This window comes from Flavobacteriales bacterium, assembly GCA_025210805.1.
Lineage (GTDB): Bacteria > Bacteroidota > Bacteroidia > Flavobacteriales > CAJXXR01 > JAOAQX01.
The window spans coordinates 95,774-108,519 of record JAOAQX010000005.1 but is presented as its reverse complement, the minus strand read 5'-3'; the positions used below and the strand labels follow the sequence as shown (position 1 = coordinate 108,519).

General features: G+C 33.1%; 12 protein-coding genes. 2 read left to right on the top strand and 10 right to left on the bottom strand.

Features of this window, described 5'->3' with window-relative positions:
* Positions 1-7 precede the first annotated feature (7 nt).
* The 3 genes from N4A45_02330 to N4A45_02320 form a co-directional block, all read right to left on the bottom strand.
* Positions 8-463: a transcriptional repressor gene (locus N4A45_02330; protein MCT4664055.1), complete on the bottom strand. Its 456-nt coding sequence runs from the start codon at positions 461-463 to the stop codon at positions 8-10.
* Between the two features lie 200 nt (positions 464-663).
* Positions 664-1,377 carry a LytTR family DNA-binding domain-containing protein gene (locus N4A45_02325; protein MCT4664054.1) on the bottom strand — a complete coding sequence of 238 codons (714 nt, stop codon included), beginning with the start codon at positions 1,375-1,377 and terminating at the stop codon, positions 664-666.
* Positions 1,374-3,272 (bottom strand): histidine kinase, encoded by a 1,899-nt coding sequence (locus N4A45_02320; GenBank protein ID MCT4664053.1) that lies wholly within the window; start codon positions 3,270-3,272, stop codon positions 1,374-1,376. The genes N4A45_02325 and N4A45_02320 overlap by 4 nt, the downstream gene beginning before the upstream one ends.
* A 172-nt stretch (positions 3,273-3,444) precedes the next feature.
* On the opposite strand from N4A45_02320, the gene N4A45_02315 reads away from it, so the two are divergent.
* Positions 3,445-4,605, top strand: a complete 1,161-nt coding sequence (locus N4A45_02315; GenBank protein MCT4664052.1) for a VWA domain-containing protein — start codon at positions 3,445-3,447, stop codon at positions 4,603-4,605.
* Between the two features lie 100 nt (positions 4,606-4,705).
* Positions 4,706-5,662 (top strand): hypothetical protein, encoded by a 957-nt coding sequence (locus N4A45_02310; GenBank protein ID MCT4664051.1) that lies wholly within the window; start codon positions 4,706-4,708, stop codon positions 5,660-5,662.
* A gap of 98 nt (positions 5,663-5,760) precedes the next feature.
* Here N4A45_02310 and N4A45_02305 read toward each other — a convergent pair whose 3' ends face one another.
* The 7 genes from N4A45_02305 to surE all read right to left on the bottom strand — a co-directional run bounded on the left by N4A45_02305 (position 5,761) and on the right by surE (position 12,612).
* The gene (locus N4A45_02305) at positions 5,761-7,962 is read right to left on the bottom strand and encodes an ATP-binding protein (GenBank protein MCT4664050.1); all 2,202 of its coding nucleotides are present in this window, start codon (positions 7,960-7,962) and stop codon (positions 5,761-5,763) included.
* Positions 7,963-8,458: 496 nt separating this feature from the next.
* Positions 8,459-9,568 carry a molecular chaperone DnaJ gene (dnaJ, locus tag N4A45_02300; protein ID MCT4664049.1) on the bottom strand — a complete coding sequence of 370 codons (1,110 nt, stop codon included), beginning with the start codon at positions 9,566-9,568 and terminating at the stop codon, positions 8,459-8,461.
* Positions 9,569-9,589: 21 nt separating this feature from the next.
* Positions 9,590-10,141 carry a nucleotide exchange factor GrpE gene (locus N4A45_02295; protein ID MCT4664048.1) on the bottom strand — a complete coding sequence of 184 codons (552 nt, stop codon included), beginning with the start codon at positions 10,139-10,141 and terminating at the stop codon, positions 9,590-9,592.
* A gap of 69 nt (positions 10,142-10,210) precedes the next feature.
* Entirely contained in the window at positions 10,211-10,465 is a 255-nt protein-coding gene (locus N4A45_02290) for a hypothetical protein (protein ID MCT4664047.1), read from the bottom strand.
* A complete protein-coding gene (gene lpxB / locus N4A45_02285) occupies positions 10,462-11,550 on the bottom strand; it encodes a lipid-A-disaccharide synthase (GenBank protein ID MCT4664046.1) in 1,089 nt (362 codons plus the stop codon). Before lpxB ends, N4A45_02290 begins: the two co-directional genes overlap by 4 nt.
* Positions 11,547-11,822 carry a hypothetical protein gene (locus N4A45_02280; GenBank protein MCT4664045.1) on the bottom strand — a complete coding sequence of 92 codons (276 nt, stop codon included), beginning with the start codon at positions 11,820-11,822 and terminating at the stop codon, positions 11,547-11,549. Before N4A45_02280 ends, lpxB begins: the two co-directional genes overlap by 4 nt.
* A complete protein-coding gene (surE, locus tag N4A45_02275; protein MCT4664044.1) occupies positions 11,806-12,612 on the bottom strand; it encodes a 5'/3'-nucleotidase SurE in 807 nt (268 codons plus the stop codon). Before surE ends, N4A45_02280 begins: the two co-directional genes overlap by 17 nt.
* Positions 12,613-12,746 lie beyond the last annotated feature (134 nt).

Below are 12,746 nucleotides of genomic sequence, written 5' to 3'. Positions count from 1 at the left end.
TAATCGTTTATTTTGAGTTGGATTTCTTTTTCTTTGGGTTTTTCTTGGCATAGATATTTAAAGAATGACTAAAAACCTCTATATCAAACACTTCTTCTAAAGTCTTTTTAATACTCTGAATTCTTGGATCACAAAACTCGATAATCTCTCCGTCTTCCAAAATGATATGATCATGTTGTTTGTTGGTAAAAGATTTTTCATAAGTAGCTGTGGCGTTTCCAAATGCATGTTTTCTTACCAAATTACAATCTACCAATAATTCTATGGTATTATAAAGTGTTGCACGGCTTACTCTGTAGTTTTCCTCTTTCATTATTTCAAAAAGGGTTTCTACATCAAAATGCTTATCACTATTATAAATCTCACGTAAAATAGCAAATCTTTCGGGTGTTTTTCTTTGTTTATTACTTTCCAAAAATTGGGTAAAAACTTTCTTCACCGCTTGCTGAATATTTTCGCTCATAGTATTGGGATCAAAAAACAGGTAAAATTAGTCTTTTTTTATCAATGCTCATTTTATTTTTTTCTAATAAATGCGAATCGAGGCTTGAAAAAAAAGTCTTTCTAGTATTATTACCCCTTCTAAGAGTATCTCCAGACTTTTTAGGAGCGGAAAAGAAAACTAAATCCAATGTTTATTTTTCACTCCTGATTCAGGATATTCTAAAATTTCAATCTTTCATTGAGCAGCTTCTTTCCGTTGAGGCTAATAGGGATTTCTTTTCCGTTTTTCAAAAAAATAGACCCACCATATTGTCTTTCATATCTTTGAATTTGATTCCAATTGACCAAATACGATTTATGGATTCTAATAAAGTCATCAGAGAAAAGCTCTTGCTCCACTTTTTTGAGCGTTTTACTCAGTAGATATTTTTTTGAGTCTAAAGTGTGAACTTCACAATAATTATCAGCTGCCTGAATAAAAATAATCTCGCTCTTGGGAATTAACTCAAAGCCACGTTGTGAAGATATTTTAAGATAGATTGATTGCTTTTCTATTTTGGGATTTTTTTCTTTTAAATCATGCACGTCTTGTACACTTTTTACCAGTTTTTTGATACTGATAGGTTTTAGAAGATAATCAAAAGCATGGGCATGGAGTGCTTCTATGGCATAATGGTCAAAAGCTGTTGTAAAAATCACCTTAAAATCATAGTCGCCTAAAGTTTCTAAAACATCCAATCCGTTTCCAAAAGGCATTTCTACATCTAAAAAAACTAAATCTACTTGGTTTTTATTGAGATAGGAAACGGCAGATTTGAATCCATCACAAATTTGTACAAGCTCCACTTGCTCTTCACAATAATTTTGGAGGTAATTTTTCATGACGTCTCTCGCCATTTGCTCATCGTCTATTATTACAGTTTTTAATTTCATTTTTTTAGATCAATAATTACACGAGTACCTTGCTCTAAATCTTCAATTCTCCATTGGATTTTTTGATGACTAAGTTGATTACTCACCTCTATTCGTCTCTGGATCAAACTGACTCCTTTAGATTGATGTTTTTTCTGGTTGGAAGTTTTGTATTCTTGAGACTTCCTACGCCCTATTCCATTATCCTCAATGATGATTCTTACCTGCTCTTTCTCTTTAGAAAATTGAACCAATAAATTCCCTTTTTCTTCCAGATATCTCAAGCCATGCCAGACAGCATTCTCCACAAATGGCTGAAGTAAAAGCGGAGGAATGGCATATTCTTCGGGCTGAATGGCATCATCTACTTGAAATTTGAATTCAAATTTGTTCTCAAAACGCATTTTCTCCAACTCACAGTATCTGTTTAGAAAAACCATTTCTTCTTTTAAAGAAATTAAATCTTCATCAGACTGACTGAGTGTGTTTCTCATCAAAAGAGCGAATTCTGTGAGGTATTCGTTTGCCAAAAGCTCGTTTTTATGAGCAATAAAGTGATTTACCGCATTGAGGGAGTTAAATATAAAATGTGGATTCATTTGGCTTCGAAGATTCTTCAACTCCAACTGCAAATTTATTTTTTGCAATTTTTTTCTTTGCTTATGGTACCAAATTAACACTCCAAACAGCACCAAAAACCCAATGCTCATAAAGAGAATAATCGATTTTTGAAATTTACTTTCTTCTTCAAAAAGCCTTTGTTCATAAGAACTAATGTCTTGATCTTTTTTAAAGATTTCTCTTTGATAATCAATACTTTTCAAACTCTCCTTTTGTCTAACAACTCCTTCTTTTTGTTTTATTTTTGCTTGAAAAACAGCTTCTTTTTCTTCTTCTAATGCTTTTGAAACACTTAAAAGATTTTGATAATATTTTGTGGCTTCTCTATATTTTTTCTTTTTTTCTAACAAAGCTGTTAGCTCTATTAATATTTCTTTTTGGAGTTTAAAATCACTGGTATTTTGAGCAGATTTCAAACTTTCTTTAAGAATAAGAAGTGCTTTATCTTCTGATTTTTGCTTTTTATGAATTTTGGCAATTTCTTTCTGTTGAACAGCTTTCTGTTTTGGACTTATTTTGGCACTTTTTGTAAGTTTCTCTCTAATATTCAGCTCTTTTTCAATCTGATTACTTTGTTGATAAGTCTTGGCTAATTCATTTTTTGTTTCATAACTTAAATTCTCTAAATCTTCCTCTTTATCGTCAATAGACACTCGAATTACACGATCTTTGTTAGAGAAATTAGATTTCACAGAACCTTTGGCTTCTGCCAATATTTTCTTTTCTTTAATGATTAAAAGCGTCTTTTTTGTGAATTGTTTTTTCTCTAAAAATCTACAGTAATCATATAAATCTTTCCATTTTTTTTGCTTTTCTAAAATCTCAATATTTAAAAGTGTCCATGCTCCAATTTTAGAAAAATCCTTATTTCTGCTTTGGTAGTATTTTACCGCTTGTTGTGTATTTCCTAATTTTAAATATGCTTTGATTAAAAAATAATGTGCCTCATAATCCTTGAAATCATTACTCTTTGATTTTAAAGAAAAGGATTTCTTTCTACTCGATTTTGATTGAGAAATAGCTTTAAGAAAATATTGCTTTGCAGTTTCGGCATCGTCTTGTTTTAAAAAGAGTTTTCCTAAACGCACATACTCATTGGCTTCTTGAATGGGATTGCGTTGGACATTTTGAACAAGGTTTTGTTGAATATCTTGAAACTCAAATTCTAAAATTTCTGCTCTATTCTTTGAAGCACTATCACTTTTTATAATAGTTTCTCCAGACTGAGCGAAAGAATTTTTGAGAGAAACAAAAACCACTACAAACCATAATATATTCTTTAAGAATCTTTTCATGACTCAAAACTAAAGAAAAAAAATTGCTCTCAAATTGTTCGTTTTACGTTAAAAAAAGGGTTCCCTAAACAAAAAAGGCACTTCCCTCACTAAAAACCGACCTTAACTTAATAGAGGAATTTTATGATTTATTTTGAATAGAAATTAGCCTCAGAATTAAAATAGAACAATTATGAAAACGACATTTCTACACAAAATTGGATTAGGTATTCTTACACTTACCACCTTCGGAATGCTATATGCTTCTAAAAATCCGACAGAGAAACTCAAGCCAGAAAAACAAATAGTACACCAAGAGGAAAGTATCCGAAGAGGAATAAAAAAAATTCAACTTGCTCTATTACTAGATACCTCGGGGAGTATGAATGGACTTATTAATCAAGCAAAAAATCAGTTGTGGGAAACCATAGGACACCTGAGCAAAGAGGAACCTAATGCCGAAATCGAAATTGCACTTTATCAATACGGAAACTCCGGGCTGAGTGCTTATGGTGGATATATTGAACAAATTCTTCCTTTTACCCATAACCTAGATAAAGTTTCTAGAGAACTTTTTAAACTAACAACCAATGGTGGAGACGAATATTGTGGAGCAGTCATCAAAAAAACCGTCAATGAACTGGACTGGGATGTGTATAGTAGGAATACACAAAAAGTGATTGTAATTGCAGGAAATGAAGCCTTTACACAAGGTAAAATATCCTATAAAAAAGCCATTTCTGAAGGCGTAGCAAAAGGCATTGAAGTAAACACCATATTCTGCGGAAATCGTATTGAAGGGATTCGCACAAACTGGAAAGATGGTGCAAGAAGAGGAAATGGAGGCTTTTTTGTAATCAATCAAGATGACCGAGTTCATCAAATCCCCACTCCTTATGATGATGAAATTCTCTCTATTAATCAATCGATCAACAATACTTATATTCCTATTTACGAAAGCCAGCTAGAGATGAAAGTAGAAATGGAAGAGAATGATCAAGAGCAAGCTTCTTTACAAAAAGAACGCTTAGTTGAAAAAGCTTTAATCAAAAAGAACAAAAATATTTACAAAAAAGACCGATGGGATGCTGTAGATAATTACTCAGCTAACGGAAAAAGTGTTGCCGCTCTAAAGAAAGTAAGCAGTGGAAAAATGCATAAAAGATTTGAAGGTAAAAGTGACCAAGAAATTAAAAAAGAAATAGAAAAACTACAAACCGAAAGGAATCAACTCCACAAAAAACTGGGAGCTTTAGAACAAAAAAGAAGTAATTACCTTCAAAAAAAGCAAAAAGAAACAAAAAACTCTACGAAAACTTTAGGAGCTCAACTAGGAAAAGCTATTCTAAAATAATCCTCTTGCTTTGTATTTAACTCAAATCATAACAAACACTCACTTTTCTTTCTGAATTTAGAAAGAAAAGTGAGTAAAAATATCTTATAAAAACTTTATTATGAAACAAACTTTCTTATTGTTATTCACCATTTTGAGCACCTTTAACTATGCTCAACTAGGCGTGGGGACAGCCACGCTTCATGGAGGAATTACCCCTTTGCAAAATACACGTCCGGATATTTCGATGCCCTCTTTTAGTCCAGACCAAAAATTGATACGAGTAAAAGGTTTAGCCAATGTAGAACCCGATTATTATAAAGCAATTTTTGAAGTTCATGAAAGCGGAAAAAACAGCGAAGCTGTGATTCATTCGATAGATCTCAGAATACAAAAAGCACTCAAAGAAATCTCAGAATCTATGAAAATAGAATCCCATATTGACCTTGTGGCAATGATGCCAAAATATTCTGTAGAAATTACCAAAAGCTGGTTTAAAAAAGATGTTTACCACAAAAAAGCTGATGGATTTGACATCAAAAAAAATATCCATATCAAATTTTCTGAGGGTAACCACTTGGCTAAAATCCTTCAAATTCTTGCCAAGCAAGATATTTATCATTTAATCAAAGTAAATTCATTCTCAAAAAAGCTTCAAGACATTAAAAATCAACTCAAAGCAGAATGCATCAATAAATTAAAAATCAAAAAAGCGGAAATTGAATCTTTAAAATCAACAGATTTCAGCACTTATAATGTTTTTCACAGGGATGCTTTCCAACTTCATTATCCTTTGGATAATTATGAAAGTTTCGAAACAAAACCACAATCCCAATACAAAATTTCTTCAAGTGAGATTCAAACACCTATATCTAAAAATAGAACCAGCTACTTTAATGAAATCATCCCAAGTGATTTTGACTTCGTGCTCAATGAAGGATCGATCACCCCTGTGATTCAGATTGTGTATCAATTAGAAATGATTTATCAGAAAAAACCTGATGAAAAGAAAGGAAAGGATATTGAGAAAATATATTATATCATCCAGAATGGACAATTGAAGAAAATCAATTTATAATTCAAAAAAATAAGGTTCTTTCGAAAACCGAAAGAGCCTTATTTTGATTTTATGGTGTGTTATAATTATACCTATTTACAAATTCACACTAGATATTATCATTTCTGATACTTAGTATATTTAAATACCTTCTGTAAAAAATCATATTGATCATAAGGTTTGATAATACAGTCATTAAAACCATGATTATCATCTTTTTGAAGTTGAGATTTCATATCGGTAGCTGACAGTAATATGATGGGAATATTGATCCCTTCTGAACGAATTATTTTAGTAGCCTCATCTCCATTCATTTTAGGCATGTGATAATCCATGAGTACCAAACTATAAGCAGCATTTTTTCTTAGCTCATCAACTGCTTCTTGTCCGTTATGACAAACTGTAACTTCAAAATGATTTTTTTCTAATATCCTCTGAGTTACAATTACATTAATCTGATTATCATCTACTAAAAGAACTTTCTGATTCGTTTTTTTGTTAGAAATAAAATCTTCATCAAGGAGTACATTATTTGAAATTATTTGAATTTTAGAAATTTTAAACTCAATATCAAACCAAAATTTTGCACCTTTTCCTTCCTCGGATTCCAAATGAATCTCACTTCCAAAAAGTTGTAAGAGTTCTTTTACGATGGGTAACCCAAGTCCTGTTCCATTAAGGTTTGACGCCTGATTTTTAATCTGGGTAAATTTCTCGAAAATTCGCTTTTGTTCTATTCGTGGAATTCCCTTTCCTGTATCCTCAATTTCGACTCTCAGCTTAACCATTTGATCATTTTTGTCCAAAGTGGCAACTCTCAAAAATACGGATCCATTTTTGGTGAATTTCATGGCGTTCCCCACAAGATTTATTAAAACTTGAGACAAGCGTATGGCATCTCCAAGTAGTATTTTTGGGATTTCTTCATCAATTTGCACATCAAATGTATTCTTGTTTCTATCCATGAGAAACTGGAAAGAATTTGACAAATTTCGAATCAATAACTCGATTTCAAAAGGGGTTTCTTCAAGATCAATTTTCTGAGATTCAATTTTACTAATTTGAAGGATATCATTAATTAAACTTAACAAGTAATCACTTGAAAACTTAAGAGAATCAAGATATTCCTGCCCTGTTTTAGATAATTTAAAGCGTTCTTCAGATTCTAATATTGAAATCAAACCGATAATACCATGCAAAGGAGTTCTGAGTTCATGACTCACTGTTTCGCTAAATTGCGATTTCATTTTTGCCAATTCTTCTGCTTCTGCCTTAGCTTTCGCAAGCATTTTGTTATGCTTATCCAGTTTTGCAGTTAATTCTTTTTGTCTTTGATAATTTCTGTAGTAAACAATCACTACAATAGCCATTACCAAAGCTAAAAATGCTCCTATCCAAATAAAAATTCGTTGGTTTTTTATTTTCTGACGTTCTTTTAAACGTTCTATTTCAACCTCTTTCAGTCTAGCTTTTACTCGAAATTCTTCTTCTTTTTCCTCAAGTCTTGTTAGGTAATTCCCTACAGATTTACCTGCTATTTTACTCAAATAAAAGTATGACTTGTCTTTATACCTGAGTGCTTCTTTGTATAATTTCCTCTTTTTGTATTGAACAACCAGAAATCTGGCATAAAAATGCCGCCTGGTATAAGCATCTTCTGGTGAAATATCATAAGCTTTTATAAAATACTTTATCGGATTTTTTTTCAAAATCACATCTTGATAAATTCCTTTTAAGTAATAGGATTTCGATAACAAAACACTATCCATAAAATCCTGTACTTCAAAAGAAAGATGATTCATATAGACTTGAGTAGAGTCTGTTTTTTTACTCAAAATAGAGATGTATGCTAGCAGCTGATACCCATCAATCATTAATCTATCAAATTGATGTTTTTTAGAAATTTCCAGAGATTGATAAACTTGTTTTTTGGCTTCATCGAACTGTGAGAAAGTTGCTTTTAAGGTTGCGTCCATTAAGGCGATTCTAGATTGAAGCTCAGGATAGTTTCCTTTTTTATAATAAATAGTGGCTTGCTCGAGATATTTGCTCATTCTCAAAGAATCTTTTCTAGCGTCATTGAATTCACACATATACAAATATGTCAAACCCTTATAATAACTTACATCTACAGTTTCTACCTGCTCTAAAGTGTCCAATAAATCTCTTAAAACTGTATAGGTTGATTGAATATCACCTTGGTAATATTTTTTCTGAGATACCTTTAGTAGCGAATCCACTCGAGGTATTTTTTGATAATCCTGAGCAGAAAGGGGAAAAACTAACCAAGAAATCAATAAAATAAAAATTGTGCGCATCATATTGAGTTCATCTAATTCCGATTATTGTTAAAGCACTCACTTTTTCACTGCGTCCATTGTTGAACTTCGTAACCAGCATGTTGCTTTCCTGATCAAATAGTTTTTGTATTGAAAATCTATAAGAATATTTTACAACCGTCTTTAGTTATTAACAAAATACAAAACTACAAAATTATCGCTCTAAAGGACTCATTTAGGTGAGAAAAAAACAACACACAACACTCATGATCAGCAACATAGATGTAAAACTATTTAGGTTTTCATTTTATACAACATTATCTTTTTATTGATATAAACACATCAAAACAATAAATACTTAATTAAAAATACATTATATATGAATTTACAAATATTTTAAACACAATAAAAACACCCCAAAACAGTACACAAATAACAAATGATGATAATTAAACACAAAAAAACTGTCACCAAAACAATTGATGACAGCTATAGCGTTTCATTTTCTTTATAGTAAAACCTATTTATTCAAAATAGTTTAACTAAACATTTCTTTTACTCGATCAAAGAAAGATTTTTCATTTTTAAGATCTTTTGGTTGAAAACTATCATGTTCTCTCATCGATTTAAAGAAGTCTTCTTGTTCTTTGGTCAATTCTTTTGGAGTCCATACATTGATGTGTACAAAAAGGTCTCCTTTTCCATAACCTTCAATATTAGGGAGTCCTTTTCCTCTTAGACGAAGTATTTTACCAGACTGCACACCCTTTTCCAAATTAATTTTTGCTTTTCCATCTACAGTTGGAATTTGTGGAGAACAACCTAAAGCAGCATCTGCAATATTGATATAAAGATCATAATGTAGATTCGCTCCTTCCCTTTTTAGAAATTCATGCTCTACTTCTGTAATAACCACGAGCATATCTCCATTTACACCGTTAAAAGGACCTTCATTTCCTTTTCCTCTAACATTGAGCTGCATTCCTTCTGCTACTCCTGCAGGAACTTCTATTGATACTACTTCTTCCTTTTCTATCAAACCATATTGATCAGAACCAGAAGGTTTTTTATCAATCATCTTTCCTGCACCATTACAGGTAGGACAAGTAGTAGAAGTTTGCATTTGTCCAAGCATGGTATTTACCACTCTCGTAACCTGTCCTCTTCCTTGACAAGCACTACAAGTATTAAAAGTAACTCCATCGGCCTGTACTTTTCTTCTTACTTTAACCTTTTTCGTAACACCTTTGGCTATTTCTTCTAGAGTAAGTTTTACACGAATACGCAGATTGGACCCTTTTACACGTCTTTCTCCTCCGCCTCCGCGGGATCCTCCAAATCCGAAAATATCTCCAAACTGACTGAAGATATCATCCATATTCATTCCGCCTCCACCACCGAAGCCACCGAAACCTCCCATTCCGTCCATTCCTTGATGTCCGAACTGGTCATAACGTTGTTTCTTCTCTGGGTTCGAAAGCACATCATAAGCCTCTGCAGCTTCCTTAAATTTATCTTCAGCTTCCTTGTCTCCAGGGTTTTTATCTGGGTGAAATTGGATCGCTAGTTTTCGATAAGCTTTTTTGATTGTTTTCGCATCTGCGTTCTTATCAACTCCTAGTATTTCGTAATAATCTCTTTTTGCCATAAATTGGTTTTTTGTGAACGACTATTGCCCCACCACTACTTTAGCGTAACGCAATACCTTTTCATTGAAAAAATACCCTGTTTCTAACTGGTCTATCACTTTTCCTTTCATCTCCTCTGTAGGTGCAGGAATCTGTGTAACAGCCTCATGAAAATCGGTATCAAAGGTTTTACCAATGGTATCCTCCATAGCCTTTAGTCCTTTATTTTCAAGAATTTGAATAAGCTTTGCTTGAATAAGCTCCTGTCCTTTCTTTATTTCATCAAGATCATCTGATTCTGTCAAAGCTTTGTTTGCTCTTTCATAATCATCTAACACAGGAAGAATATTTTTCACCATATCAACTCCTCCATTAGAAATTAAGTCCAATTTTTCTTTTTGGGATCTTCTTCTAAAGTTTTCAAACTCTGCATAAAGTCGCATGTGCTTATCTTTAAGCTCTTGTACTTCTGCTTGTAGTTTTTCTGTCTCTGAAAGTTCTATTGTTTCTTCTTGAGCCGTCGTTTCTTCTTGAGATTCTTCGGCGATATTATCTTGTTGTTCTTCTTGAACTTGCTCGTTTTCTACTTTCATTTTTTTCAAAATTTTGTGCCAAAAGCTCTTCAAATTATTTGCCAATTCTAGTTTTGTGACATCTTGACACTATTCTTCACCATATTCGAGCATATTATTCATTTCATCGCGACAAAATGCCAATGCATCTTCTATCAGTTGTGTTAATGCAGTAGTAATTTCAGATTCATCTTCGCTTCCGATTACTTCCGAAAGATTATTTTCAATCCATACAAAATCCTCTGCCATAATATCATAGACAAAATGTGGATCTTGCGTATGTACTACATAAATTCTTTCGGGGTCTTGGCTATTATCAGCCATTAGAAATCTTGGTGTTGTCATGATTTGGTGTTTTTTATAATGAGTTGAGCAAGTCTTTTAGACGCTCCTGGACCTCCTAGTATTTGATGCAATTCTCCATAGTCTTGCATCATGGTTACTCTTTCTGGACCAGAAATAAGGTTATTTATCTGTTTTTGTATCGTTTGAGCTTCACAGTCTTGCTGAATTAGCTCTGGTACAGCCTTTCTATCTAAAATAAGATTTACGAGGCTAATATATTTTATTTTCACTAACATTCGCCCAATCCAATAGCTTATGGGGGATGTTTTATACACCACTATTTCTGGTGTTTTTAGTAAAGCGGTTTCCAGTGTTGCCGTTCCTGAAGTAACAATTGCTAATTGGCTATTTTTAAGTACTTCGTAGGTTTTATTTCTAATAATCTGGATATCTGTATCTGCTAAAAATGGTTTTAGGAATCGATCATTCAGACTGGGTGCAGCAGCAAGAACAAATTGAAAATCAGGATTATTCTTTGCTACCTCGACCATCACTGGTAGCATTTTACTTACTTCTTGTTTTCTACTTCCTGGTAGTAATGCTATTTGTTTTTTACGGGCTTCTAAACTTTTTAAAGCTTCAAAATCTATGGCATCTAGCAAAGGATGCCCTACAAAATCGACTTCAAAATGGTGTTTTTTGTAATATTCTTTTTCAAAAGGAAGAATGACATACATTTTGTCAATCGTCTTTTTGATTTTTGTTATCCTGCTTTCTTTCCAAGCCCAAATTTGCGGAGAAATATAGAAATGAACAGGAATATGATGTTCTTTGGCGAAAGCCGAAATACGCAAATTAAAGCCAGGGTAATCTATTAAAATCAAAACATCAGGCTGATAAGCCAATAGGTCTTTTTTGCAGTATTTGATATTTCCTAAAATCGTTCGGATATTCATCAATACTTCTGCAAAACCCATAAAGGCAAGATCTTTATAATGCTTAACAAGTTCTGCCCCTTGTTTTTGCATAAGATCTCCTCCCCAAACACGAAAATCAGCTTCGGGGTCGTTCTTTTTTAATTCCTTTATTAAATTGGATCCATGTAGATCTCCAGAGGCTTCACCAGCTATGATATAATACTTCATAAAACTCCTGTTTCTCTTAGTGCAAAGAATAAGGCATACACGAAAATAACCAACATCATACCTCTTCCTGTTTTTTCTGCTTTGAGCTTTACGATATAGTACCTAAAAATGGGTAAAACGACCACTAAAGAAATCAACTCCTTAGTGGATTGACGCAAAGTGTGTGTCTTGTGACTAAGGTGTAAGAATACCTCCAACAGCCCAAAGACAACAAGTGGCAAAATGACCGCTAAAAGAACGCCAAAAAGAAATTGATCACGCTTCCAATTCATAGTTCCATGTTTTGAGTTTTTCGAGTGCTCGGTAAGCCGTAAGATCAAACTGGATAGGAACTACAGAAACATATCCCTCTGCCAAAGCAGTACTGTCGGCTTGAGCTTGGTCTGCGTCATAATTTTCAAATTTTCCTGTAAGCCAAAAATAATCTTTACCCATTGGGTCTATTCTATGATCAAATTCTTCACGCCAGTTTCCTCTGGCTTGATGACATACTTTTATTCCTTTGATATGATTTTCATTTCCTTTCGGAATATTTACATTCAAACAAATATCTTCTGGCAGTCCATTTTCCAATACATTTTGGATGATTTTTTTGGCTACTTTTTTAGAATAAGTAAAATCTGCTACTGGGCTATAATCTAGTAATGAAAAACCTACTGCTGGAATCCCTTCTATAGCAGCTTCTACAGCAGCTGACATTGTCCCAGAGTAAATCACATTACAACTTTCGTTGGATCCATGATTAATTCCCGACACCACAATATCTGGGCGACGTGGAAGCAAATTATTAATTGCCAATTTCACACAGTCTGCAGGAGTTCCTGAACAAGAATATTCATTTTTTACTCCATCAGGAAAGTCCAATAGTTCAGCTCTCAAAGTATTATTGATGGTTATGGCATGCCCCATTCCAGATTGTGGACTATCAGGTGCTACTACCCATACTTCTCCAAGCTCTTTAGCAACTTCTATCAAATTCCTAATTCCCATGGCCGTAATTCCATCGTCGTTTACTACCAATATCAAAGGTCTTTTAGCTTCTTCCATTGTTTTTCTGTTCATTAAGCATTTAATCGCGCTGTTTTTATCGCCATTTTTTTACTCAAGCAAATATACAGCAAAGGATTTGGGTGGTGATGTAGGTTTTAGGAAAAGTTCATATTCTTACTAAATACTTCCCACAAAAAAACCTCAAA

Excerpts from the sequence above, each read along its gene's own strand:
- N4A45_02320 (MCT4664053.1), bottom strand. The coding sequence starts at position 3,272 with ATGAAAAGATTCTTAAAGAATATATTATGGTTTGTAGTGGTTTTTGTT.
- N4A45_02280 (MCT4664045.1), bottom strand. The coding sequence starts at position 11,822 with ATGAATTGGAAGCGTGATCAATTTCTTTTTGGCGTTCTTTTAGCGGTC.
- N4A45_02315 (MCT4664052.1), top strand. The coding sequence starts at position 3,445 with ATGAAAACGACATTTCTACACAAAATTGGATTAGGTATTCTTACACTT.
- N4A45_02325 (MCT4664054.1), bottom strand. The coding sequence starts at position 1,377 with ATGAAATTAAAAACTGTAATAATAGACGATGAGCAAATGGCGAGAGAC.
- N4A45_02295 (MCT4664048.1), bottom strand. The coding sequence starts at position 10,141 with ATGAAAGTAGAAAACGAGCAAGTTCAAGAAGAACAACAAGATAATATC.
- N4A45_02290 (MCT4664047.1), bottom strand. The coding sequence starts at position 10,465 with ATGACAACACCAAGATTTCTAATGGCTGATAATAGCCAAGACCCCGAA.
- dnaJ (MCT4664049.1), bottom strand. The coding sequence starts at position 9,568 with ATGGCAAAAAGAGATTATTACGAAATACTAGGAGTTGATAAGAACGCA.
- surE (MCT4664044.1), bottom strand. The coding sequence starts at position 12,612 with ATGAACAGAAAAACAATGGAAGAAGCTAAAAGACCTTTGATATTGGTA.
- lpxB (MCT4664046.1), bottom strand. The coding sequence starts at position 11,550 with ATGAAGTATTATATCATAGCTGGTGAAGCCTCTGGAGATCTACATGGA.
- N4A45_02305 (MCT4664050.1), bottom strand. The coding sequence starts at position 7,962 with ATGATGCGCACAATTTTTATTTTATTGATTTCTTGGTTAGTTTTTCCC.
- N4A45_02310 (MCT4664051.1), top strand. The coding sequence starts at position 4,706 with ATGAAACAAACTTTCTTATTGTTATTCACCATTTTGAGCACCTTTAAC.
- N4A45_02330 (MCT4664055.1), bottom strand. The coding sequence starts at position 463 with ATGAGCGAAAATATTCAGCAAGCGGTGAAGAAAGTTTTTACCCAATTT.